A 25233-nucleotide genomic window follows, 5' to 3' on the forward strand; every position below is an offset into this window, starting at 1 on the left:
TCGACTTGCCCGAGCCTGAGGGTCCGCAGATCACCAGCTTCTCGCCGCGCGCCACCTTCAGGTTGATGTCGCGCAAGACATGGAACTCGCCATACCACTTGTTGACCCCGATCATCTCCACGGCCGTATCCGTGTTCAGGGAGGTCTGCCTCAGCCCGACAGGGCGATCGGCCGTCGCGCCGTGATCTCCCGGGCGAGGGTGCGCGGTGGTCGCATGTGCCATGAAGAGCTGATCCGAAGTGAGTGTATCTTTGAGCCGAGCATAGGAACCACGCCCCGGCGGGCAATCCGCCGGCAGGCATGACTTCATGCCGGAATGTTATGCCGGCGGGCGCCCACGATCGCGACGCCGGGGAACGCCCCTCATCGGCGCCGTCGATGGCGCCGCTGCTCCACGCGAGGCTCCCGTTCTGACCCGGCTGCTCCATGGGCGCAGGGCGCGGCGGCGATTGGCCCGGGCGCCATGCCGTGATCGCATCGACTGTGGCATCCCTGCTCCTTGTGGGCTCCGGGCGGGTAACAAAAGCGTAATCGGGTAGAGAAATCCCTGTACAAATTTTCGTACTTGACGTTTCACTGCCCCGCTTTCTCAGGGGATATCAGGCTTTTAAAAGGTATTCATTCCTCTGGTGATTTTTTGATCATGAAATCTGTCCGAGATTAAAGTTTGATCGGAAAGATCTGGCTGTAATGAGTATTTTAGTTGCAGTTCTTGGTGATCGTCCACTTCTGGTAGAGGGCATCGCAGCTCTGCTGAAACGTCGCGCGGGATCGCGAGATCGCCAGCGCAGTCTTGCTCGGCGAGATGACGATCACGAGGCCTGCACGAAACCGGATGGACAGGATGGGGGCTCGCAACGCGTCGAGGCGGTGATCGCAGCACGGGCGTTACCGCCCGGGCGTGCCTGAACTCCGCGCCGACCCGTGACCGGATGGAAGGACTGCCGATGCACATGATCCCGATCGTGGCCGCGGTTTCCGCCCTCGCACTCACCGGTGCCGCCCAGGCCCAGGCTCCGCCTGAAGAAGCTGCTGTCGACCGCGAGGTCGGGCTCAGTCCCGTGGCTGCATCGGGACCCTTGAGGAACCGGTCGGTGATCGTCGTCGATATCCGCGCGCTGCCAAAGCCGGAACGGCTACGCGTCACCCGGATCGTCGCAGCACGCGGCGATGACGAACTGCAGAAGCTCCGGACGGCGATCGATGCAGCACCGCTCCTCGCCCTTGCGCTTCGGGCGCAGGGGCTGTCATCGCTGCAGGTGCTCGTCGCCGAGACCGGTGCCAATGGGCGGCTGACCCTGATCACCAGGAAGAAGTTCTGACGGCGATGGCGGCCGGCAGCGCCAGGGGGCGTGAACGCCCTGGCCTCGTCGCGGCGGCTGTATTCCCGGCTGGCGACCTTATCGGCATGACCCGGCAACCCCATATCCTGGCGACCGGCGCAAGCGCGCAACCGGCCGGCCGGAGGCGTTCATGGACATCGTCGTCACGCAGCTCGAGCACAGCGTTTGGGAAATGAAGGACCGGCTCGGTCGCCATTTCGGAACGATTGTCGCGGAGCGGGATGACGACTTCTGGATCGGCCCGCAGAACCGCGGCGTGCTGGCGCTCCCCATGATCCGGTTTGGCCCCTACGCCTCGCTTGGCGCCGTGATGACCGCGATCCAGGCCTATATGCGCTACGAGACCGGCGACCTCAATCAAAGGACGAGCTTCGCACCGCGGCGCCCCCGCGATCGGTTCACGGTCGTGCCTGTCAGCCCGTCGGCAGTCCGCGCCTGAGGCGTGGCCAAGATGACGCGGGCGGGCTGCTTGCTTAATCCGCCGATTGAGCGTCCAGTGAAGGGGCCGTCTCGCTTCGGACCGAACTGAGACCAGCCCCGACGCCGACCTTGCCTCGGCCCACCGCAATTCCAGTCGAGCCCGGCAAGGGCCAGGCATTTGGCGCGATCCCGCGCCATGTCCGATGCCGCTTAGATGATATCGCCGGCGGCCTGACCCAGGTCTCCGGACGATCGCTCGCGGAGCGGCGACCAGCCTCGGCCTTGGCCTCAGCTTTAGCCTCAGCCTTAAGGTTCAGCCTCTCCGCGGATGGTCCGATCCCGGCAACATGCGATGGAGACCACCATGACAAGCCTGTGGTCGAGTCTGGATCATTGCCGCGCGCTCGGGCTGTGGATGGCACCGCGCTATCCCGCCTGGCTCGCTCTCTTCACCCTTGCCGCAGCCTTCGCCCTGATTGCGGCGGTCGTGATCCATTGAAGCGCCATCCGTGACCGGTTCCGCTAGGCGTCCAGATAGGCCTTGACCTTGCCCAGGCGCACGGCGGCCTTGAGGGCGGCATGGTCGCGCTCCGCCTGGTCGGCATAGCTCACCGAGAAATCGCCCAATGCCTCGTCGAACTGGTCGTTCGATCCGAGATAGCCGCTGATGCCGTCGGCGTTGCCGGCGACAGCATGCGCGCGTGCCAGCACCCAACCGCAGGCGAGGGCGTAGCTCAGGAGCAGCTCGGCGTCGAAGGTCACGACCAGCGGCTTGATCTTGGCGTCGCGCAACTGGCGCACATAGAACTGCTTGCCTGAAAGCTCGGCGGTGACCCAGCCCAGGAACAGATCCGATGCAGGCTGCATCAGGCGCTGCCCGACGACGACGCGCTGGCCGTGCTGGGAATAGGCGCTCGTGCCGGCATAGGGCTCTAGCACCGAAGCCACCGCCTCCTTGAACTGCAGGAACAAGGGGTCGTTGCAGGAGGACATCATTAGGACAACCCAGCAGCGGCGCCCGACACTGCCGACGCCGACGACCTTGATGGCTGCGTCGACCAGATGATAGCGGTCCAGCAGGACGCGACGGTCCTCGGACAAGGTCTCCCGATAATCGCGGAAGATCCGCTTCAACTGCTCCTCGAAATCCGGACGCCGCGATCCCTCGGGATGGTAGATCAGGGGCGGCATGTCGCGAATGCGGACGCGACCGCCAACCATGTCCGTTATCTTGGGAAAATCGGTTTCCGAGCCGTCCTGCTGGGCCGCCTTCGCGATCCGCTTCTGAATTCGGCCCCGTTCGCGCGCGGGCGCCACGGAGACGAGATCGTCTCCCGTGACGCGCGCGTACCAGACGTCGAGCGGATGCATGTCCGCGTAAGTCGCAAGGTGCCTGCGGTAGCTGCGCACGCAGGCGATGGCGGTGTCCCGCGCGGTCCTGGCCGGCAATCCGATCGACCGGGCCGCGAGGACGAACGAGGTCGCGAGCCGCTTGATGTCCCACTCCCAGGGGGCGGGCAAGGTCTCGTCGAAATCGTTGATGTCGAAGAGGATGTTGCGTTCGGGCGTGGCAAAGCCGCCAAAATTCATCAGGTGGCAGTCGCCGCAGGCCTGCACCTGGATGCCGGTGTTCGGCGTGGTGCTGAGATCGGCTGCCATGATGCCTGCCGATCCCCGGTAGAAAGCAAAGGGCGACTGCAGCATGCGCCCATAGCGGATGGGGACGAGCTCGGGAATGCGATCGGCATCCGCCGCCTGAAGAAGGGCGAGCGGGTCGGGGCGGCTTCCGTTCGGCGCCCATGTCCGATGCTGCGGGCGGGGGACGCGATCGCGAAGCGCCTTTCCGGCCTCCATCCGCTCCGCCAACGACATCACCCGCGTGAATTCATCCGGTAGCGGCCGATTGGTGAGGATCTCGTCGGCGCTGGCGCCGTGCAGGACCTCCAGCTCAGACCTCTTTGGCGACGCGAGCCTGTTCGATTTTGCAGACATGACGCCCCCACACAGAAAACAGCCGGCGCAATCTTTGCGTAAGGTACGCCTTTTCGCGAATTCGAGAACTGCCTTTGAGGCCCTGATCGCACCGAATTGTCGGCTCGTTCCGCGCGTCGTCTCTCCGGTGTGGGCAGCGCCACGCCACAACCGCCGCGCCTGGCCGGGCATGGCCCAATATCCTTGCAGTATCCCCCACCGCATTGGCCGTGATTTTTCGAGGCACAGGCCAATTGGCCCGCGGCTTGTGCTTGACGGATTGCCCGCTGCCGCGCTTGCTTGCCAGCCAGGGATGGTGGAGAGCACCATGCGCCGCGAAAAGCCCAGCCCGATACGCGCCGATACGCAAGGAACCAGCCGTTCTGCAGGGTCGGTCCGGCCTCGGGCGCCCGGCGCGCGCGCAATCCCGCGCATGGTCGTGAATTGGCTGGGTAGGGTTTTCACCGGCCGCGCTGCCCGCCCTTGGTCCGACGACCAGCGCAGCATATCGACGGCGTTCGGCGACCCCGCCTCGACCAGGCTGGGACAATCCTTCGGCGCGGCTGCCGATCAACATCCCGGCCTCTCCGGCTTCAGCCTCCTGATCCACGGGCGTGAGGCCTTCATCGCCCGTCTCGCGCTGGCCGACCTGGCCGAGCGCAGCCTCGATATGCAGTACTATTCCTGGGACGGCGATATCACCGGCCGCATCATCGTCGACAGCGTGATGAAGGCGGCCGATCGCGGGGTCAGGGTTCGTCTTCTCGTCGACGACGCCTTCTACAAGGCCAGCGATGCCGTCAAAGCCGCCCTCGACGCGCATCCCAATGTCGAGATCCGCCTGTTCAATCCGGTGACAAACCGGCGCTGGTCTGCGCTCGACTATATCGTCGATTTCGGCCGGCTGAACCGCCGCATGCACAACAAGCTGATGGTTGCCGACAATGCTGCGGCGATCGTGGGCGGCCGCAATATCGGCGACATCTATTATGGCGTGAACACGATCGCCAGCTATCGCGATCTGGACGTGCTGGCGGTCGGGCCTGTCGTGCGCAATCTGTCCGATGTTTTCGACCGGTTCTGGAACAATCCCTCGACCGTGCCGATCGCGACGATCGTCGAGCGCAGCTATGGCGCCGCCGATCTCGATGCCATCCTCATTCGCCTGCGCGCGGAGATCGCCGCCGCCGAATACCCTTATCCGATCGACCAGGACCTCGACGAGCTGGCACTCCAGAGCGCGGAGCTTCGCGACAATCTCGTCTGGGCACAGGGCCGGGTCATCGCCGACGATCCGGAAACCATCGCGCCGGGCATCGAGAGCGACCATGTGGTTGCGTTCATCCGCGGGCGTGTCGCCGAGCTGAAGCAGGAATTGCTCGTCGAGACGCCGTATTTCGTGCTTCCCGCCAGGGCGCAGGCAACCGTCAAGGCGCTGCACGAGCGCCATGTCCGGGTGCGCGTGCTGACCAATTCGCTGGCTTCGAACGACATGCTGCCGGCGCATTCCGGCTACGCCAAGACCCGCCGGCGGCTGTTGGAGAACGGCATGGAGCTCTACGAGCTGCGCCCGGATACCGACGCCTACCGGCCGGGCTGGTCGCTCCGTTCCGGCCGGTCACCTGCAGCCTTGCATACCAAGGCCATGGCCTTCGACCGGCAGGCCGTGTTCATCGGCAGCTTCAACCTCGATCCGCGCTCCGCCGTGATCAACACCGAGGCCGGGCTCTATATCGAGAGCCCGGAGCTGGCGGAGAGGCTGGTCGCCTACATGGCGACCGGCGTCGGGCCCGCCAACAGCTACCGTGTTCTGCTCGAGCCGAATGGCGGGATCGTCTGGGAGACGGCGCGGGAGGGGCAAAGCGTCCACTATCGGGGCGAGCCCGAGACCCGTTTGCGCCGGCGCCTCGTCGCCGACCTGTTGAAGCTCCTGCCGATCGACTCGCAACTCTGACGCCCACAACCCGGCTCGCGCGGGCAATGTCCGGGTGCTCGTGGGCGGGGCATTCATCGCGAGCGTCCTTGCCGGGGCGGCCATCAGCGCCGTGCGACAGGGGCAGCGCTCACGGGCTGCGCTCCCGTTGCAGTGACTGGGGCCGCGCCACGGCTTCCGATGCCATGTCGCCGCGAGCCGTGGGCGGCGGTCCGGCGCGCAGTGCCGCGACAGCGTCCCGCGCGCTCTCATAGGCGAGTTGCAGCGGCGCGAACTCCTCGTAGCTGCATCGGCGCTTGTAGCCGAGGGCTGCCATGTCGATCGCCAGGACGCCGAGTTCCTGCGACAGCCCTTGCGCGTCGGCTGGATCGGTCGAGGCGCCGGCGCGTTCCGTGATGTCCTTCAGGCGGGACAGGATCCCGCCCATCGGATCGGCGCCGCCCTGGTTGAGGAAGCCGCCGGCGGCGGCGAGCATCGAGCTGATGACCCCGCCGACCAGCACGACATTCCAGATCTGTTCGCTGAACAGGGTCGACCAGCTCGTGTCCGTATCTTCCAGATAGGCGGCGGTTCCGGGGTGAAGTGGAAAGCGCGCGTCCTTCTCGCTGTCGGGCGGGGTGATCAGGCTGGCCAGCGGCACCTCGCGCGCCAGCTCGCTGCGCCGCTCCAGCAGGCCGCGCGTTACCTCCATGATCGCGTTGTTGTAGAGCCGCACGCGCATGGGGCCGGTCGAGGCGCGATTGGCGGCCAGCGCGGTTGGAACCCCGACCGTGTCGACATCGTCGTCGGGAATGGACAGGCGCGGAAAGGCGTTCTTCTCGATCGTCTCGGAGCTGGCGGCCGGGGTGTTCTGCTTCAGGGACTCGCCAAGCTCGATGCTGAGGATGGTCGGGGGTGTCTTGCGCTTGTCGCCGACCGCGGCGACCACGTCCCTGACCACGGGATCGGCCGGCACGCCGAGCACGACGACGCAATCGAGCTGTCCGCCGGCGACGAGCCGGGCGACATCCTCGGGCTTGATGATCGTCATGCGAACATCTGCCGGTGTGAGGCCCACCATGTCGAGCAGCCGGACGAAGGACGGCTCATCGAGCGGTGAGCGGGAGACAAGGCCGAGGCGCTTGCCCTTCACGTCGGCGAGGGTCTCCAGCTTGAGCCTGGCCGGTGCTGCAGCGATCATGAGATTGGTGCGCAGCATTGCGACCAGTGCAGCCCCGGTCGGTAGGGGATCGTCGAGCCGCAGCACGGCGAGGTCGACCTCCCGTTTCTCCAGCAGCTGACTGCTTTCGTGCATGTCGGCCGTCGTGACCAGGTCCAGGCGCGCCCCGGCCCGGTTGACGTCGAGCAGGCGATTGAAGGCGATCAGCAGCTTGGCATCGATCCCGTCCTTGGGGCCGGCCGCGACGCGCAGATGCAGGGGCTGCGACCAGGAGAGATAGCCGACGACGGCGGCGGTGAGCAGCGCGAAGGCCGCCGCGGAGATCAGCAGGAGACGCGACATCGAGATGTTCATGGCACATGTCCCGAACTGCGCCTCGCTTCGAAGACGTCGGCTCAGCACCTGCAAGCCAGGATAAGTCGGACCCTGAACCCATTCAGCAGGGGCAGCCCACGAGCTCGGCAGGGCAAGCTTAGCGCACTATACGGCCACGTCACCCATGGCATTGGCACGTGCTCCGCTCTCGCAGGGCTGCAGAGCCGCGCATTCGGATGGTCGGGATGGCGAACTGGCGCAGGAGGCCAGCAGGAATGGCGCCGAGGCGCGTCGCGTAACGGCCAGGATCGGCCTTCATGGCAGAGGCCAAGCATGTCGGCTCTCCCGCTCCATTACGAATTGACGCGGTCTCCTTCTCAGTCACAATGAATTCTGCGTGGCCTTTGTCGACAACAAATGTTCGCCGACTATCAAAGCGTTGATTATTATAGATCGGCGCATCGGTATCCTGATCTACGGAAGATAAATTCTGAGTTTCCGAATTTAAGCTCTGACATCTCTAGCGGAAGCGGGAGAGTGAAATGAATAAAATTGCGATTGGATTGTCTCTGGGTGTTCTTCTTGGTTTTGGATCTGTACATATCGCGATCGCTCAGGGTTCGCAGCCGGCGCTGACCGAAACTGAGGCGCAAGCCATTGGGGTCGATGCCTATCTCTACTTCTATCCGTTGCTCTCCATGGACGTAACCCGCAAGCAATCCACGAACATCGAGGCCGGAAAAGAATTCGGAAAGGGCCCGATGAACATGTTCGTGAACGTGCCGGCGTTCCCGCCGGCCGATATGAAGGTCGTCGTCCGGGTTAATTTCGACACGCTCTATTCCATCGCCTGGCTCGATCTGACCAAGGAACCGCAGGTCGTCTCCGCGCCCGACACGGGCGGCCGTTACTATCTTCTGCCCATGCTCGACATGTGGACCGACGTCTTCGCATCGCCGGGATGGCGGACGACGGGGACGCAAGCCGGCAATTTCCTGATCACACCTCCTGGCTGGACCGGGACGGTACCAGCCGGGATGGCGCGTATCGGCGCGCCGACGCCCTATGTCTGGATCATCGGCCGGACGAAGACGGACGGTCCGCCGGATTATGAGGCCGTTCACAAGGTCCAGGCCGGCTACAAGGTTACGGCCCTGTCCGACTGGGGTAAGGCGCCGAAGCCGGTCGAGGTGAAGATCGATCCCAGCATCGACATGAAGACGCCGCCGAAGGTTCAGGTCGACACCATGCCGGCGGCTAAGTACTTCGCCTACGCCGCCGAGTTGTTGAAGCTTCATCCGCCGCATTCCACGGATCAGCCGATCATCGCTCAGATGAAGCGCATCGGCATCGTGCCGGGCGAGAGCTTCGATATCGACAAGCTCCCGCCGGCGGTAAAGAAGGGCCTCGAAGCTGCACCCGAGGCCGGGCAGAAGCTCATGGAATGGAAGATCCCGACGCTCGCCCGGGTGGCGAACCATTGGTCGATGAACACCGATACCATGGGCGTCTACGGAAACTACTATCTCAAGCGCGCTATCGTTGCGCAGGTAGGCCTGGGCGCCAATCTCCCCGAAGATGCGGTCTACCCCCTCAATCTCGGTGACGAAGCTGGCAAGCCGCTCGACGGCGCCGGCAAATACACGCTGCATTTTGAAAAGGGCGCCCTGCCACCCGTGAACGCCTTCTGGTCGGTCACGCTCTACGACCCGGAGGGATTTCAGGTCGCCAACAGTCTCGATCGCTTTGCGGTCAGCAGCTGGATGCCGTTCAAATTCAACGCCGACGGATCGCTCGACCTGTATTTCCAGAATGCCAATCCGGGCAAGGACAAGGAGGCGAACTGGCTTCCGGCGCCGAAGGGCGAGTTCAATCTGACGATGCGGCTCTACGGCCCGAAATCCGAGGTCTTGACCGGCAAATGGAACCCCCCAGCCATCACCAGGGCGCAGGGGCTTCCGGCCGTGGTGGGCCAGTAATCCCCAGGAGAGGGCACCGGAACGAACCCGCTCCGGTGCCCCGGCATGTGAAGCCCTCGGTCTCGCGGTTGCCCCGCGTGAGTGAATGGCGCGGAGGCTGCGGTCGGTCAGTCAGCCCTGGTCGCGGCGGGGCAATCCGCAAACGCCCTTCGACCGGACTGGACCCGCTAAGGCATCGGCCCGAAAAGTGGATTGCGGTTTTCGAGAAAGCCGATGCAAACACAAAGGGTTAGATCATCGAACCGGATACGATATCCGGTCCGATGATCCAGGACGTCAGTTACTCCAGACCGCAGGCTCGGCGGTGATCGAAGACGGCCATCGGCGGTGTCATTCGCGATGAGGGCATTGGACCCTTCTGGAAGTCCGAAACCCCCGCTCGGGCTGCGACAGTGATCACTGCAAGGTGTATCATCCCTCAGAAACGGGCCGGTTGCCGGCCCGAGAATGCGCTTGTGATCCCCGCCGGGGGGCTTGCCGCGTCCCAGAAGGATTTCTCAAGACATGGCAGACCCACGCACATTGGCGCAGGCGATCGTCAATACGATCCCCGAGCCATTTGCTGTGCTCGACGATCAGCTTCGTGTCCTGGCAGCCAGCAACGCCTTCTGCACCGCCTTCCGCATCGATCCTGACGAAGCGCCGGGCCGTCCGCTCTCCACTCTGGGCGACGGCCAATGGGACATCGCTGCCCTTCGCGTTCTTCTGGAACGGATCATTCCCACGCATGCCGTCATGGACGGGTTCGAGGTCGAGCATGATTGTCCCGATCTCGGCCGGCGGACCATTCTCCTGAATGCCCGGCAGATGGTCGACGAAGACGGCTCGGCCACAAGGATCCTGCTCACCTGCACCGACGTCACGGCGCGTCGGGCGGTCGAGCGGGAGAAGGAGGAGCTTCTCAGGCAAACCGAAGAGCTGCTGCGCCAGAAGGATGTCCTGCTTCAGGAAATCCAGCACCGCGTCGCCAACAGCCTCCAGATCATCGCCAGCATCCTGCTGCTGAAGGCGCGGGCTGTCTCATCGGAGGAAACCCGCCGGCATCTGAAGGATGCGCATCAACGCGTCATGTCGGTCGCCGAAGTGCAGCGGCATCTCCACACCTCCGAGGCGATCGACCAGGTCGAGGTCAACTCCTACCTCACCAAGCTTTGCGGCAGCCTCGCTTCGTCAATGGTCGGGGAGGGCCAGCCCATCACGGTCAAGGTGATGGCGGATTCAGGGGCGATCCGTTCCGATCAAGCCGTGAGCCTCGGCCTTATCGTCACCGAGCTTGTCATCAATGCCATCAAATACGCATTCCCCGTCGTCCGGGCCGATGCCATGATCCTCGTCACCTACGAGATCAACGGTGCCGACTGGAAGCTGATCGTCTCCGATAATGGCATCGGAAAGACGGCAAGCGACGCCGGCACCGGACTGGGCACGGCTATTGTGCAGGCGCTCGTCAAGCAGCTCGACGCCGTCATGGAGGCGCAGAGCGGGGCCGGGGGCATGAAGATTTCGATCACCCGGGCGAGCTTCATCTCGCGCATGCCGAGCGCGGCCTGAAACTCCCTTGAGGTCTCCCGGGCGCTGGATGCGATGAGCAGCCTATTGCCCGGACAAGCTGCGTGATCTGTCGTCGCAGACCTACCTGCTCGTCGGTTCGCCTCTGCCCTCTTCTCGCAATCCAGGCCAATATGGTGCCAGTTCGGGCAACAGGATGCCGCGCGAACGCCCTTGTCCATCGTTGCGGGAAACGCACTCCAGCCCTGTCCCTCACAAGGCGCGGGCAAGCGCCGCGAAAAAGGCGTCGTCATTGATCTCGAGGCGCTGACGGTAGCTCGGCTTCGAGCGCGCGCTCAGCACCACGACGACCAGGCGCTTCTGCGGGTTGATGTGGATGTACTGGCCATAGATGCCCTCGGCCTGGAAGGTGCCCTTGAGCGCGGGATCATCGAGGACGGGAATCCACCACATATAGCCATAGGGGATGAGGGTGTCGCCGATCGGGAAGGGCGAACCCGCTTCGCCGGTCCAGCCTTCGGGCAGCAGGGTCTCGCCGCCGATCCGCCCGCCATCGAGCACGAACTGCCCGAAACGGGCGTAATCGCGCATGGTCGCGTGCATGCCGCTGCCCGACACGGTCATTCCGTCCGGGCTCTCCGACCACCAGGTCGCGTCGGCTTCCGCGCCCATGCGCGACCACAGCCGCGTGGAGAGGTAATCGGCGAGGTTCGTGCCGGTGGCGCCTTCCATCACCGCGCTGACGAGGTAGGATTCACCGGTATTATAGGTCCAGGACTGCCCCGGCGCCGTCTCGGCGGGGAGGCCGGCCATATGCCGGGCGATGCCGCCTTTCTGCCACTGCATCTGGATGTCCAACAGCTGCCTGCGGTCGGAGGTCGGGTCGGTATAGGCCTCGCGCCAGCGGATGCCGGACGCCATGCGCAAGAGCTGCCGGATCGAGACCTGCGCATAGACGCCGCCGAGCGGGGCGTAGCGCGTCACCGGGTCGTCGAGGCTCGCGATGGCGCCCTCGCGCAGCGCGATGCCGACCAGCGTCGCGGCCACCGATTTGGCGAGCGAGCAGGAATTCCACATCGTCTGCGGGCCGATGCCCAGTGAATAGCTCTCCTGCACCACCTCGCCATCGCGCAGCACCATCAGCCCGGCGACGCGGTTGACCGAGAGATAGTCGTAGAGGTCGAAGCTCGTGCCGTGGTCCTGGATGGCGAGCGGTGGCAGGGCCTGGCCGGATCGTTTCAGCACGGACGGCGTCGATGCGCGTGCGATGGTTCGCGAAGGAAACCAGCCGCCATCGGTCGACATCGTCGCGACCATCTCGTCGGGCAGCAAGGTGCCGTCATAGAAGCGCTCGATCTGAGCGCGGGTGGAGCTGTCCATGCTCATCGCCTTATCCATTGCCCGTTCCTGGCCATGATCCCGGCCTGCCTGTCCCGCCACATCATCCCTGCCGTGTCGGCGCGCTGATGCTGATCCAGGTCGTCTTCGTCTGCAGGTACTGCCCCATGGCTTCCAGGCCCTTGTCGCGCGCCAGCGAGCCCGAGCGCTTATAGCCGCCGAACGGCGTCTTGAGATCGCCTTCGGTGAAGCCGTTGATCGCAACGGTGCCGCAGGCCAGCCGCCGGGACATGAACAGCGCCCGGTCGAGATCCCTGGTGTAGAGCGTCGCGTGCAGCCCGTAGTCGCTGTCATTCGCGACCGCCAGCGCCTCGTGCAGACCGTCGACCGGGAGCACGCCGAGCACCGGGCCGAAAATCTCCTCGCGCGCGATCGTCATCTGTGGGCTCAGGTCGCCAAAGACGGTCGGGCCAAGGAAATGCCCGGGCCGCTCCTGTAGCGCTTGCGAGGATGCCAGGACGCAGCGCGCGCCCTCGCGATGCCCGGCCTCGACAAAGCCCAGCACCGTCCGGCGATGCTCGGCCGAGACCATCGGGCCGAGTTCCGTCGCCGGATCGAGCGGATCCCCGACGACCAGCGCCCGGGCGCGTTCCGTGACCAGATGGAGATATTCCTCCTGGCGGCTGCGGTCGATGATCTGGCGCATATTGGCGGAACAGTTCTGGCCGCCATTCCAGAAGGCCGCAGTCACGGCGTTCTCGATCAGCTCCGGCGAAAGTTCGGCATCATCGAGCACGATGAAGGGGCTCTTGCCGCCCATTTCGAGGCCGATCGATTTCAGGTTGCTTTCTGCGGCATAGCGCAGGAACAGCCGGCCGACCTGCGTCGAGCCGGTAAAGGAGACGGCGTCGATATCGTTGTGCAGGCCGATCGCCCGGCCGGTGGTCTCGCCGAGACCGGGCAGGACGTTGAGCACGCCGGCGGGAAGACCGGCATCAGTCGCCAGCTCCGCCAGCCGCAGCAGCGACAGCGCGGTCTGCTCGGCCGGCTTGACGACGACGGAGCAGCCGCTGGCCAGCGCCGGCGCCAGTTTCCAGGCCGCCATCAGCAGCGGGAAATTCCAGGGCAGGACGGCACCGACGACGCCGATCGGCTCGCGCGTGATCAGGGCACAGGCGTCTTCGCCGGTGGGCGCGACCCTGCCAAAGCTCTTGTCGATCAGCTCGGCATACCATTGGAAGGTGGCGGGAACCTCGATCGCGATCTCCTTCAGGCAGTCCCTGATCGGCTTGCCGCTGTCGAGGCTTTCCAGCACAGCGAGTTCGGTCGCGTTGCTGCGGATCAGCTCGGCGAGCCTGAGCAGCACCGCCTTGCGCAGCTCGGGCGTGGCGCGCGACCAGGAGCCATCGCGAAAGGAGCGCCGCGCGGCGGCCACGGCCCGGTCGACATCGGCAGGTCCGCAATGCGCGATCGTGGTCAGCACCTCGCCCGTCGCCGGGTTGACGGTTTCGAGGAGCTTTCCGTCGGCCGGGCCGGCGCGCGCGCCGTCGATGAAGGCCCCGGCGGGCAGCGCCAGGCTGCCGGCGATGGCCCGGTAATGGGCCGCGGTCTCAAAATTCATGACGACATCCCGGATGAGGCTCAGAGGGGGGCGTGCGGGCGCGAATAGGTGCCGCGCGCGAAACGGTCGAAGCGCAGCGGCGCGAGGATCGCGGCCGGAGCGTCACCGCTGGCGAGGCTGGCGACATGGCGTCCGACGGCCGGGCCGAGGCCGAAGCCGTGCCCGGAGAAGCCAGTCGCGACGATCAACCCGGCGATCTCCGAGGGGCTGTCCAGGACCGGCAGCGCGTCCGGCATCACGTCGATCTGGCCGGCCCAGGATTTCACGATCTCGATGCCGTCCGCTCCGGCGAAGAGCTGCCTGACGCTCTCGCCGGTCCTGGCCGCCCGCGCCTCATTGGCCGGGATGCGCGGACGCCGGCGCGCCACCGGCCGCTCGCGCTTCGGCACGGATAGGCGCTCATGCAGATCGTCGAGGAGCGGCCGCCCGAGCCTGAAGGCGAAGCCGCTGCGGTAGCGCAGCAGCTCGGGCAGGAAAAAGCGCGAGGCTCGGAATGAATCGAGGGAGAGATCGATATCCGAGCTTGAATCGGCCGCGATGATGCAAGAGCCGTCGGCGCGCTGCCGCAGCCCGATGCCGAAGCCGCAGAAACAGGCGTCGCTGAGCGGCGGCAGCGGGGCGGTGAGCGAGACCGTGCTGCGCACGCCCTGCTGTGGCAGGACGAGGCCGAGCGGGGCGAGCAGGCGGTGGCTTTGCAGGCCAGCCGCGCAGACCACGGTGCCGCAGCGGATCAGGCCATGCTCGGTGACGACGCCGCTGACCCGGCCGCCGGAGACCTCGATGGCGAGCGCCCCGCAATCGTCGAGCACGCGGACGCCGCGCCGCATCGCCGCCCGGGCGAAGGCCGTGGTCGCGAGCGCGGGCTCGGCCTGTCCGTCCGAGGGGGTGTGCAGCGCGCCGGGCGCCTGGCCGCGCAGCGACGGCATCAGGCTCGCGAGCTGTGGGCCAGACAGCATCCGGGCATCGACGGCGATGTCGCGCGTGACATCGTGCCAATGCGCGAAACTCTGGAGCTCCGCGTCGGTCTCCGCCACGAAGATGCAGCCGGTCCGGCGCCAGCCGATCGGCTGGCCGAGTTCCTGTTCCAGCTCCGGCCAGATCCTGAGCGCCTCGATCGCCAGCGGCAATTCGAGCGGATCGCGATACTGCGTCCGCACGAAACCCCAGTTGCGGCCCGATTGCTGGGACGAGACCTTGTCCCGCTCGATCAGGATGGTGCTGAGCCCGGCGCCGGCGAGATAATAGGCCGATGCCGCCCCCATGATGCCGCCGCCGATGACGACGACATCGGCCTGGCGCGGCAGCGCGACCGGTTCGGCGCCGAGCTGCGCGACGACATCGTCGGGGGCGTGCGGGAACAGGCTAAGCGCGGACATCGAGGATGGCATCCATGTCCATCTCGACGAGGATCTCCGGATCGAACAGCCCGGCCTCGACCGTCGTGCAGGCAGGGTTCACGCCCCGGAAAGTCTCGGCGAAGACGGCCATGATCTCTTCGTAGTGAGCGGCCTGGGACAGATACATCCGCACCCGCACGACATCGGAAAGCGTCGCGCCGGCCTGGGAGAAGGCGGCCGAGGCATTGCGGAAGAGCTGCAGGGTCTGCTCGCGGGCGCCCTTTGCCAGCGTGCTCGAGGCATAGTCATAGCCCGTGGTGCCCGACAGCATGACATGGGGCCCGACGACCACGGCCCGGCTGTAGCTATAGGTCTGTTCGAATTCGCTGCCCGAGGAAATCAGGCGCCGGCCGCCCGTTGATGGTCTGGTGTCGCTCATGATCGCTTTCGCATGACGTTGCCTTGCGCCAAGAGGGAGCGCGGCGACGGGCGCCTTGTCGATTTCAATTATTGGAGGCGGAGGGCCAGAAATTCGGTCCGGGAATTTGGGGCGGGAAAGCGGGCGAGGGCGGTCCCAGTTTTTCAGCCCTCGACCTCCAATTATTGAAATCGACAAGCCGGCGTCCCGGTGCCCTCCTTCAGATCAGCGCAACCGGTCGTCGGTTGCCGGGCAGCAGTGCAGGGAAGCGTTCGGCCGATGCAGGTTGACGTCATCATCATCGGCGGCGGGATAGCGGGCGCGTCAGCGGCCTATTTCCTCTCCGCCCATGGCTCGGTCGCCGTGATCGAGCGTGAGGAGCATTTCAGCTATCACAGCTCCGGCCGCACCGCGGCCCAGTTCACGGTCGGGATCAGCGCCGCGACCATGCGCAAGATGGCGCAGGCGAGCCGCGCCTTCCTGGAGACGCCGCCCGAGGGCTTCACCGATCACCCGATCATGACGCCGCGCGGCTGCCTGACGGTTGCGAAGGCGGGGCAGGAGGCGGCGCTCATCCGCCTGCGCGACAATCTCCACTCCGTCGGCGCCCGTGCCGAGTATCTCGGCGGTCGTGCCGCGCTCGCCCATTTCCCGGCGCTGGTCGCCGACAAGGTCGATGCGGGGGTCTATGAACCCGATGCGATGGATATCGACGTCAATGCGCTGCTGCAGGGCTATCTGCGCGGCGCGAAGGGCAATGGCGCCTCGCTCCTGACCAAGGCCGATGTGCAGTCGATCCGCCGGGAGGGCGAGTTCTGGAGCGTGCGCCTGGGCGATCGCGAGCTGCGCGCCCCGCTGCTGCTCAACGCGGCCGGCGCCTGGGTCGACGAGGTAACGCGGCTGGCGGGGCTTGTCGCGCTGGGCGTCGTGCCGCACCGGCGGACCGCCTTCACTTTTGCGCTGCAGCCCGGCTTCGACACGCGCGACTGGCCGCATGTCAGCAATGTCGGCTACGGCTGGTATGTGAAGCCGGAAACCGGCTGCCTGATGGGAAGCCTGGCCGACGCGGTGCCGACCGAGCCGGGCGATGTCTATCCCGACGACATGGATGTCGCGCAGGCGATCGAGATTATCGAGCAGGATACGCTTTTGCGGGTCGGCCGGCCGCTCAGCCAATGGGCGGGCCTGCGCAGCTTCGTCGCCGACAAGAACCCGGTGGCCGGCACGCGGCCGGACGCGCCGGGCTTCTACTGGCTGGCGGGGCAGGGCGGCTGCGGCATCCTGACCTCTCCGGCCATGGGGCAGGCGATCGCCGCGATCATGGCCGGAAGCAGCCTTCCGGCGAACCTTTCCGAACTCGGCCTCACCGCCGCGGATCTTTCACCGATGCGGGACGGGCTGCAACGAGCGGCCTAGAGCGTGCCGCGAAAAGTGGCGACGGTCTCTCACGAGAAAGATGCTCTAAGATATTGGATTTGATTACGTATTCTGCGTTTTGACGTACTTTCCTGACCGCAGAAGACGTGATCCAGGGCCTTTGCCGGCACGAGCCGGCCATCCTTCGAGGCTGAACACAGCCCGTGCCGATAAAAGGGGATAGAAGCGATGATCGATAGCAAGGCAGGCAGCGGCGCCAGTCGCCGTGAACTTCTGGGCCTTGGCCTCGGCGCCGGAGCAGCCTCGCTGCTCGGCGGGCTCAACGCGGCCCAGGCGCAGGCCCGTCCATTGGTGCAGCCGCAAAAGCCGCGTGGCCAGGTGATCGCGGGGATTTCGCAGGAACCGACCGTCTTCAATCCGCTGATGCCCGGCAGCGAGGTCGACCAGGGCGTCTGGTGGCAGCTTTTCAACCCGCTCTGGTCGATCGATCCGCAGGGCAGGCTCGTCGCCGATCTCGCGACCGAGGTTCCGAGCGTCGGCAATGGCGGGCTTTCCGCCGACGGGCTGATCTGGAAGATCAAGCTGCGCCGGGACGTGAAATGGCATGACGGCACGCCGTTCACCGCCGAGGACGTCAAATACACGCTCGACCTGATCAACACCCCCGGCTTCAGGGTCCGCAACCGCGTCGGCCACAGCCTCGTCAGGGATATCGTCGTCGTCGCCCCCGACGAGATCCACTGGCGCATGGAAAGCGCTTATTCGCCCTATCTCTCGATCCTGGCGCTGACCTTCATCGTGCCCAGGCACATCCTGGAAAAGGCGCAGGATCCGAATACGGCGCCGTTCAACAGCGCGCCCGTCGGCACCGGCGCCTTCCGCTGGGGCGAGCGTGTCGCCGGCGACCACCTGCTGCTCCAGGCCAACCCGGCCCATCACGGCGAGGGCCCCTATCTCGAGCGCGTCGTCTTCAAATACATCCCCGACCTGACGATGCTCTACACCCAGTTCCGGACCGGGCAGATCGACTATCTGGGGCTCAGCGGCATCTCCGCCCATTTCGTCAAGGAGGCGCAGGGCTTGCGCGGCCGCAAGCTCTCGCTGTCGCCGACCGCCTTCATCGAGCATATCGCGCTCAACCTCGAATTCGCGCCCTTCGCCGACAAGGCGGTCCGGGAAGCGCTCTATCTCGGCATGAACAAGCAGGCGCGGATCGAGGCCTTGTATTACGGCCTGCCGGTGCCGACCGAGTCCTTCCTGCCGCAGCAATCCTGGGCCTATGATTCAAGCCTGCCGGCGCAGCGCCATGATCCCGCCAAAGCCAACGCGCTGCTCGATGCCGCCGGCTGGGCCCGCGGCTCCGACGGCATCCGGCAGAAGAACGGCGCGCGTCTCGAATTCGCCAACTCGACCACGGTCGGCAATCCCGGCCGCGAACAGTCGCAGGAGCTCCTGATGCAGGATTGGCGGGCGCTCGGCGTGGCCATGCGCATCAACAACATGCCGGGAGCGGTGATCTGGGGCGAGTTCTGGCAGAAGTCGAAATTCGAATCCGTGATGGTCGGCTCCAACTTCATGCTCGGCAACGATCCGGACGTGACGCCGCGCTTCAGCAGCAGGGCGATCCCGGCCAAGGCCGGCAGCGGCCTGAACACCTATCAGTACCAGAACCCCGAGATCGACCGGCTGCTGGCCGAGGGCGCGAGCCAGTTCGACCAGGCTGAGCGCAAGGCGACCTATGGCAAGATCCAGAAGATCATCCGCGACGATCTCGTCCTGCTGCCGATCTACCAGACGGTGATGGCCGAAGGCATCAAGGACGGGCTGCAGGGCTTCGCCGCCAATATCAACTGCTCGTCGAATTGCTGGAACATGCGCAGCTGGTTCTGGGCTTCGTGAGCGGGCACTGATGATCCCCTTTCTCCTGAGGCGGCTCTGGCAGTCCCTGATCCTGCTGACCATCGTCTCGATGATCGGCTTTGCGATCCTCTATCTGGCGCCGGGCGGGCCGATGTCGCAATTCGCCCAGTCCGCCCAGATGTCGCAGGAGGATCTCGACCGCATCGCCCGCCAGCTTGGGCTCGATCGGCCCTTGCCGGTGCAGTACTGGGACTGGCTGCTGCGCATGCTGAGCGGCGACTGGGGCCGCTCCTTCCGCGACAACAGCCCGGTCTGGAGCGTCATCGGCTCGCATCTGCGCGCCACCTTCGAGCTGATGGCGGTCTCGACGCTGATTGCCATCGCGCTCGGCTGCTGGATCGGCATCCTGGGCGCGATCCGGCGCTATTCCATCTTCGACATGGTGGCGACGGTGGGCGCGATGGTGGCGCTCTCGATCCCGACCTTCTGGTTCGGGCTGATCGCGATCTACCTGTTCTCGGTCCAGCTCGGCTGGCTGCCGGCCGGCAATCGCCAGACCATCGGCGACGGCTCCTTCCTCGATGTCGCGCATCATCTCATAGCGCCGGCGCTCGTGCTGGCGTTGGTCGAGACCGCGATCTGGGCCCGCTTCATGCGCTCGGCCATGCTCGACGTGATCGGCCAGGACTATATCCGCACCGCCCGCGCCAAGGGGCTGCCGGAGCAGGCGGTGCTGCGCGGCCATGCGATGCGCAATGCGCTGCTGCCGCTCATCACCCTTGCCGGCCTGCAGTTCCCGACGCTGCTCGGTGGCGCGCTGGTGACCGAGACGGTCTTCACCTGGCCGGGAATGGGGCGGCTCTTCCTCGATTCCGTGGAATACCGCGACTATCCCGTGGTCATGGGCATCCTGATGTTCTCGGCCGTGATGGTCCTGCTCGGGTCGCTGCTGGCCGACATGCTCTACGCGGTGGCTGATCCGCGCATCCGGATGGGGTGAGCCATGACCGACGCAGCAAGCCTGATCGACCTGGCCGACACCCGCGCGGGAAGCGAGCACAAGAGCGCCTGGAGCCGCTTCCGGCGCCACAAGCTCGCCATGGCCGGAGCCGTGACGATCGCGATCCTGGTACTCGGCTCCTTCCTCGGGCCCTATCTCCTGCCCTTCGACGACACCCATATCGATGTGATGCATCGTTTCGCGCCGCCGCTGTCCGGCGCCCATGTCCTCGGCACCGATGAACTCGGCCGCGACATCCTCGCCCGGCTGATGATGGGCGGGCGGATCTCGCTCGCGATCGGCTTCACCGCCATGGCGATCGCGATCGCGGCAGGGACCGGGGTCGGGATGATCGCAGGCTATTACGGCGGCATCATCGGCTCGCTCCTGATGCGCTTCGTCGATGCGATCCTGTGCTTTCCGACGATCTTCCTGCTCCTGGCGCTGGCCGCACTGGTCAAGCCCGGCCTGCTCTCGATGACGCTGCTGATCGCGGCGACATCCTGGATGAATGTCGCGCGCATCGTCGAGGCGCAGATCAGGGCGCTGCGCGACCAGGATTACGCGGTCGCCGCCAGGGCGATGGGGGCGTCGAGCCTGCGGATCATGTGGCGCAACCTCCTGCCCAATGCGGTCGCGTCGATCGTGGTTGCAGCGACGCTCAATGTCGCCAAGGCGATCCTGCTCGAATCCTATGTCAGCTTTCTCGGCTACGGCATCCAGCCGCCCAACGCGAGCTGGGGCAATATGCTCAACAACGCGCAGATCTACCTGTCGAGCGCGCCCTGGCTTGCCATCATGCCCGGTCTCGCCATTACACTGGCGGTGACGAGCTTCAATTTCGTTGGTGATGGCCTGAGGGATGCCCTCGACCCGCGCATGGAGATCAGCTGAAGACGTCGCCGGGGCGTGGTGACGCCTTCTGGCGCGGCCGGCAGCGGCCGGCTCCGCGACCCGGACACATAGCAGGAGGTCGCTTTGACCCGCAGGCTCCCCTCATTGAATGCGCTGCGCTGCTTCGAAATCGTGGCGGCCGAGCTCAGCATCAAGAAGGCCGCACTCGCTCTGCATGTCAGCGAGAGCGCGGTGAGCCGCCAGGTCCGCATCCTGGAGGAGCAGCTCGGCGCCCAGCTCTTCCTGCGCACTCACAATGGCCTGGAGATCACCGATGCGGGCCAGCGTCTCGCGGTCAGCGTCAAGGAGGCGTTCGATCATATCGCCAATGCGGTGAACCCGTTCCAGAACGACCGCGAAGCCGTGACCATCAAGGTGCTGCCGACCTTCGCGCTGCGCTGGCTGCTGCCGCGGCTGCGCTCCTTCCAGGAGCGGCACCCGCTGATCAAGGTGAATGTCCAGACGCGCCTGAACGACATGACGCTGAACGATACCGATGCCGATCTCGGCATCCGCTATGGCGTCGGCAACTGGCCGCGCGACTACACGACCGAGCTCTATGCGGAATGGATCCTCCCGGTCTGCGCGCCGGGCTATCTCGCCGGGCGCCAGGCCAGCGAGACTGACCTCGCCCAGGCGACGCTGCTCCACCCCTTGCCGGATCGACAGGACTGGGCGACCTGGACGGAGAAATCGGGGACGAATCTCGATCCGCGCAGCGGCCTCGATTTCGACGCCCTCGACATGGCGCTCAGCGCCGCCGAAGCCGGGCTCGGGGTCGCCATGACCGATGTCGTGCTGGCCCATGAGGCGATCCAGGCCGGCAGGCTGGTCGTGCCGCTGCGCAAGGCGGTGCCGACCGGCGCCTCCTATTACCTCGTCCGTCCGCCCGACATGCGGCGCCGGCGCGAGGTCAAGCTGGTCGACGAATGGATCTGCGACGAAATCTCGTCGGCGCGCGATCTCGTCCGTCTCTACGCGGCCTGACGCTGCCGCCCTCCCGTCGGTCGGCTGCCTCTGATTTTGTCCGGGCGGCCTGCAAAAATTGAAATCGACTGGCCCTCGGGAATCCGGTGCGAGTGCCCGGCCGGCGCGAGCCGGGGCCTGCGCCGGTGTGCATGATCCGTTTTGGGCTGAAATGGGCTCGCGCCAAGTGGTTGTCTGGTCAGATTTATTTCCTGATATCGAAGTCATTTTTGAATTAGTCGAAAGTAATAATCGACACTACGAATGATGTTTAAAATGTATGTTTGTACATCATTCCCGTGTTGTTGACGGTTAATAAGGATTGATCGATACGAAGCCCCATGAACCACGCCGCTATTGTTCGATGCGGCATGTTTTTGAATTTTCATGAGGGCGTGATGAAGCTTCGAAGCGATCCAATGGTGAGCCGCGTGGTCCCGGCGCTGCTGGGCATGGGGATGTTCGGCCTGGGCGCAACGGGCGCCCTGGCTCAGGGCGCCGCGCCGACGCGCGTGCAGCTCGACGAGATCGTCGTGGACGGGCAGGGCACGAAGAGCGAGGTCCCGCCCCCCTTTGCCGGCGGCCAGGTGGCTGAAGGGGCCAGGCTCGGCCTGCTCGGCAATACGCAGACCCTGAAGTCGCCGTTCAACATGACGAGCTTCACGGCAGCCCTGATCCGGAACCTGCAGGCGGCGACGGTCGCCGATGCGCTGATCCTCGATCCCTCGGTGCGCAGTTCGCACCCGTCGGGCGGAATCGTGGATTCCTTCAACATTCGCGGCTTTCCGATCTCGGAAGGCAATAATGGTGAGATCGCTTTTGACGGCGTCTTCGGCGTTGCCCCGAACTATCGCGTCTTCACCGATTATGCCGAGCGGATCGAGGTCCTGAGGGGGCCCGCGGCGGCTCTCGGCGGCATCGCCCCGAATGGCGGTATCGGTGGGATCATCAACATCGTGCCGAAGCGGGCGGAGGGCGATCTCACCCGGATCGGCGCGGAGTTCGCGTCAAAAGCCTATGGCGGCGCCACATTCGACGTCGCCCGGCGCTATGGCGCGGGCCGCGAGTTCGGTGTCCGGGTCAATGGCAGCTTGCGCGGCGGCGATACCGCCGTCGACCGGCAGTACAACGGCACGGGCATCGGCTCGCTCGCGCTCGACTACCAGGGCGAGCGCTTCCGCAGCTGGCTCTATGTCCTGGCGCAGCGCGATTACTGGGACGCGCCCACGCGACCCTTCCTGGCCAGCCCCGGCGTTGCGGTGCCGGCGGCCCCGAGCGGGCGGCGCAACGTGATCCAGCCCTGGGAGCATTCACGGATCGACGACGGCTCGGTGCTGTTGAAGAACGAGTACGATCTCACTGATAATGTGACGGTTTTCGCCAATGTCGGCGGCTCGCAATCCCATGTCGACCGGTTCTTCGGCAACTCGCCCTTGCCGACGATCCTGAACGGCCGAGGCGATGTCACCTACACCCCGCAATATCTCGATCTGGCGATCGGCCGGCAGACCTATGATGGCGGCCTCCGGGCCCGCTTCGAGACGGGCTTCATCAAGCATGAGCTGACCTTCCAGGCGTCCTATTATCACGACGAGATCGAGCGGGCATTGACCGCCGGCCGGCCCGTGAGTTCGAACATCTACGCCCCCGTCCTGACCCAACCACAATATGCGACCCGCGTCCCCCGCGCGCGAACCTCGGACAGCGATCTCACGAGCGTTGCGCTGGCCGATACGCTCTCCATCCTGGACGAGCGCGTCCTGCTGACGCTGGGGGTGCGCCGCCAATCGGTGGAGACGAACAATTACTCGACCACGACCGGCGCCGTGACCTCGTCCTATGACGAGCAGGCCACGACCCCGGTGGTCGGACTCGTGCTGCGTCCGCTGAGCAACGTCTCGCTCTATGCGAATTATGTCGAAGGGCTGAGCCGCGGCGATATCGCGCCGACCAATGCGACCAATGCCGGCGAGGCCTTCGCGCCCTATCGGGCAAAGCAGTACGAGGCGGGCGTGAAGGCGCAGTTCGGCACGTTCGGCGCCGGCATCAGCGCCTTCCAGATCACCAAGCCGAGTGCCGAGCTGAGCGGCAGCGGAGTCTTTTCGGTGAGCGGGGAGCAGCGCGTGCGCGGTCTCGAGCTCAATGTTTACGGGGAAATCACCCCCGAGCTTCGGCTGCTTGGCGGCGCCACCCTGCTGGATGGAGAACTGACGAAGCCGGCGCTCGCGGCCAATCTCGGCAACCGGCCGATCGGCGTTCCCTCGATGCAGCTCAATCTCGGCGCCGAATGGGATCTGCCCTGGGTGAAGGGGCTGACCCTGACGGGCGCGCTGATCCACACCGGCAAGCAGTTCATCAATACGGCCAACACCCAGTCGCTGCCCGACTGGACAAGGGTCGATCTCGGCGCGCGCTACGCAACCGAGATCGCCGGGCGCAAGACGACCTTCCGCGCCACCGTCCAGAACGTCGCCGACACCAGATACTGGTCGAGCGTCGCCTCGTTCGGGACGTTCTATGCGGGTGCGCCGCGCACCTTCCGGCTCTCGATGTCGGTCGACCTGTAATGGCGGGTCGCGGCGAACTCGATCGGCGCCCCGGTATCGGCGCATGCGGGCAGGGGCTCGCGGCGCTCCTGCACTGCCTCGCCCTGGTACTCGTGGTGATCACGAGTGCCGTGCCGGCATCGGCCGAGCAGGTCTCCGTGACCGATGTGCTCGGGCGCGTCGTCACGGTGGCGGTTCCGGTCCAGCGCGTGATCCTGGGTGAGGGGCGGCAGATCCACGCCGGCGCCGCCCTCGACCGGGAGGCGCCGTTCCGCCGCATCGTCGCCTGGCGCGACGATTTGCAAAAGGCCGATCCGGACAGCTACCGCGCTTATCTCGAGCGCTATCCCATTATTGCGGCGCTGCCGGCGCTCGGGGCCATGAGCGAGGGTAATCTCGATATCGAGACGGTGATCGCCCTGAAGCCCGATGTGCTGTTCCTCAATGTCGAGGCCCAGATCGCGAGCGCGGAGACGAAGCTTGTCGAAAAGCTCGCTTCCGTCGGCATTCCCGTGGTCTATGTCGATTTCCGCCATGCGCCCTTCGTGAACACGGAACCGTCGCTCCGGCTGATGGGCCGCCTGTTCGGCCGCTCGGAGATCGCCGAGGAACTCATCGCCTTTCGCTCTCGCGAGATCGCGCGCGTCACCGATCGCCTGGCCGGGGTGGCCGATCTCAGGCGGCCGCTCGTCATGGTCGACCGGATACCCGGCTATTCCGACGATTGCTGCATGACGTTCGGGCCGGAGAATTTCGGCAGAATGGTCGAGGTCGCCGGTGGGCGGAATCTCGGCAGCCTCCTGCTGCCCAGCACCTTCGGCACGGTGAACCCCGAAACGATCATCGCCATGAATCCCGATGTGGTGATCGCGACCGGCGGCAATTGGAGCGCGCTGGCGCCGGGCGGCGCCTGGGTCGGGCTCGGGCCAGGCGCGGACCTCGCGGAGGCGAAGCGAAAACTCGCCAATCTCGCGAAACGCCCGGCCTTCGCCCATACGGCCGCGGTGAAGAGCGGGCGCGTCCACGCGATCTGGCATCAGTTCTACAACAATCCCTATCAGTTCGTGGCGATCCAGAGGATCGCCCGCTGGCTCCATCCCGATCTGTTCCCGGATCTCGATCCCGAAGCCACGCTGCGGGAACTCCACGAGCGCTTCCTGCCGCTGCCCTATCAGCCGGGCTACTGGGTCGAGCTTGGCGGGGAGGGAGGAGCCGGCCACGCCGCGCCCTGATTGCCGGCGGCCGGC

Annotated in this window: 19 protein-coding genes and 1 pseudogene; 13 read left to right on the forward strand and 7 right to left on the reverse strand. The window is 65.6% G+C overall.

The window, feature by feature from the left end; genetic code table 11:
* Positions 1-223, reverse strand: a pseudogene (locus AB4118_RS24695) (hypothetical protein); the annotation flags it as partial.
* A 730-nt stretch (positions 224-953) separates the two neighbouring features.
* Between AB4118_RS24695 and AB4118_RS24700 the strand changes: the two are divergent.
* From AB4118_RS24700 to AB4118_RS24710, 3 genes are all read left to right on the forward strand, one after another.
* The gene (locus AB4118_RS24700; RefSeq protein WP_441492217.1) at positions 954-1322 is read left to right on the forward strand and encodes a hypothetical protein; all 369 of its coding nucleotides are present in this window, start codon (positions 954-956) and stop codon (positions 1320-1322) included.
* A gap of 151 nt (positions 1323-1473) precedes the next feature.
* Positions 1474-1782: a BTB/POZ domain-containing protein gene (locus tag AB4118_RS24705; RefSeq protein ID WP_441492218.1), complete on the forward strand. Its 309-nt coding sequence runs from the start codon at positions 1474-1476 to the stop codon at positions 1780-1782.
* Positions 1783-2127: 345 nt separating this feature from the next.
* Entirely contained in the window at positions 2128-2262 is a 135-nt protein-coding gene (locus AB4118_RS24710) for a hypothetical protein (RefSeq protein WP_441492219.1), read from the forward strand.
* A 23-nt stretch (positions 2263-2285) separates the two neighbouring features.
* Here AB4118_RS24710 and AB4118_RS24715 read toward each other — a convergent pair whose 3' ends face one another.
* The gene (locus AB4118_RS24715) at positions 2286-4241 is read right to left on the reverse strand and encodes a DUF2252 domain-containing protein (RefSeq protein WP_441492220.1); all 1956 of its coding nucleotides are present in this window, start codon (positions 4239-4241) and stop codon (positions 2286-2288) included.
* Between AB4118_RS24715 and AB4118_RS24720 the strand changes: the two genes are divergently transcribed.
* On the forward strand, positions 4168-5688 hold the full coding sequence (locus AB4118_RS24720; RefSeq protein ID WP_441492221.1) for a phospholipase D family protein: 1521 nt from the start codon (positions 4168-4170) through the stop codon (positions 5686-5688). The genes AB4118_RS24715 and AB4118_RS24720 overlap by 74 nt on opposite strands.
* A gap of 109 nt (positions 5689-5797) precedes the next feature.
* On the opposite strand, the gene AB4118_RS24725 is transcribed toward AB4118_RS24720, so the two are convergent.
* Complete coding sequence (locus AB4118_RS24725) at positions 5798-7180, reverse strand: TAXI family TRAP transporter solute-binding subunit (RefSeq protein ID WP_441492222.1); 1383 nt, start codon at positions 7178-7180, stop codon at positions 5798-5800.
* Between the two features lie 503 nt (positions 7181-7683).
* On the opposite strand from AB4118_RS24725, the gene AB4118_RS24730 reads away from it, so the two are divergent.
* Complete coding sequence (locus AB4118_RS24730) at positions 7684-9120, forward strand: DUF1254 domain-containing protein (RefSeq protein ID WP_441492223.1); 1437 nt, start codon at positions 7684-7686, stop codon at positions 9118-9120.
* Positions 9121-9624: 504 nt separating this feature from the next.
* Positions 9625-10671 (forward strand): sensor histidine kinase, encoded by a 1047-nt coding sequence (locus tag AB4118_RS24735; RefSeq protein ID WP_441492224.1) that lies wholly within the window; start codon positions 9625-9627, stop codon positions 10669-10671.
* Positions 10672-10881: 210 nt separating this feature from the next.
* On the opposite strand, the gene AB4118_RS24740 is transcribed toward AB4118_RS24735, so the two are convergent.
* The 4 genes from AB4118_RS24740 to AB4118_RS24755 are packed head-to-tail and all read right to left on the reverse strand — an operon-like array spanning position 10882 to position 15364.
* A complete protein-coding gene (locus tag AB4118_RS24740; RefSeq protein WP_441492225.1) occupies positions 10882-12015 on the reverse strand; it encodes a serine hydrolase domain-containing protein in 1134 nt (377 codons plus the stop codon).
* 55 nt (positions 12016-12070) lie between these two features.
* Positions 12071-13588, reverse strand: coding sequence for an aldehyde dehydrogenase (locus tag AB4118_RS24745; RefSeq protein ID WP_441492226.1), 1518 nt, complete (start codon positions 13586-13588; stop codon positions 12071-12073).
* A 20-nt stretch (positions 13589-13608) separates the two neighbouring features.
* Entirely contained in the window at positions 13609-14964 is a 1356-nt protein-coding gene (locus AB4118_RS24750; RefSeq protein ID WP_441492227.1) for an NAD(P)/FAD-dependent oxidoreductase, read from the reverse strand.
* Positions 14951-15364, reverse strand: a complete 414-nt coding sequence (locus AB4118_RS24755) for a RidA family protein (RefSeq protein ID WP_441492228.1) — start codon at positions 15362-15364, stop codon at positions 14951-14953. The genes AB4118_RS24750 and AB4118_RS24755 overlap by 14 nt, the downstream gene beginning before the upstream one ends.
* Before the next feature lie 258 nt (positions 15365-15622).
* On the opposite strand from AB4118_RS24755, the gene AB4118_RS24760 reads away from it, so the two are divergent.
* From AB4118_RS24760 to AB4118_RS24790, 7 genes are all read left to right on the forward strand, one after another.
* Entirely contained in the window at positions 15623-16759 is a 1137-nt protein-coding gene (locus AB4118_RS24760; protein WP_441492229.1) for an NAD(P)/FAD-dependent oxidoreductase, read from the forward strand.
* Positions 16760-16948: 189 nt separating this feature from the next.
* Positions 16949-18619 (forward strand): peptide ABC transporter substrate-binding protein, encoded by a 1671-nt coding sequence (locus AB4118_RS24765; RefSeq protein WP_441492230.1) that lies wholly within the window; start codon positions 16949-16951, stop codon positions 18617-18619.
* Between the two features lie 10 nt (positions 18620-18629).
* On the forward strand, positions 18630-19580 hold the full coding sequence (locus AB4118_RS24770) for an ABC transporter permease (protein WP_069881350.1): 951 nt from the start codon (positions 18630-18632) through the stop codon (positions 19578-19580).
* Between the two features lie 3 nt (positions 19581-19583).
* Positions 19584-20474 (forward strand): ABC transporter permease, encoded by an 891-nt coding sequence (locus AB4118_RS24775; RefSeq protein WP_441492231.1) that lies wholly within the window; start codon positions 19584-19586, stop codon positions 20472-20474.
* A gap of 84 nt (positions 20475-20558) precedes the next feature.
* Entirely contained in the window at positions 20559-21461 is a 903-nt protein-coding gene (locus tag AB4118_RS24780) for a LysR substrate-binding domain-containing protein (protein WP_441492232.1), read from the forward strand.
* 377 nt (positions 21462-21838) lie between these two features.
* Positions 21839-24007 carry a TonB-dependent receptor gene (locus AB4118_RS24785; RefSeq protein ID WP_441492233.1) on the forward strand — a complete coding sequence of 723 codons (2169 nt, stop codon included), beginning with the start codon at positions 21839-21841 and terminating at the stop codon, positions 24005-24007.
* The gene (locus AB4118_RS24790) at positions 24007-25218 is read left to right on the forward strand and encodes an ABC transporter substrate-binding protein (RefSeq protein WP_441492234.1); all 1212 of its coding nucleotides are present in this window, start codon (positions 24007-24009) and stop codon (positions 25216-25218) included. Before AB4118_RS24785 ends, AB4118_RS24790 begins: the two co-directional genes overlap by 1 nt.
* The last annotated feature ends 15 nt before the right edge of the window (positions 25219-25233 follow it).

This window comes from Allobosea sp. 2RAB26 (assembly GCF_052115465.1).
GTDB lineage: Bacteria > Pseudomonadota > Alphaproteobacteria > Rhizobiales > Beijerinckiaceae > Allobosea.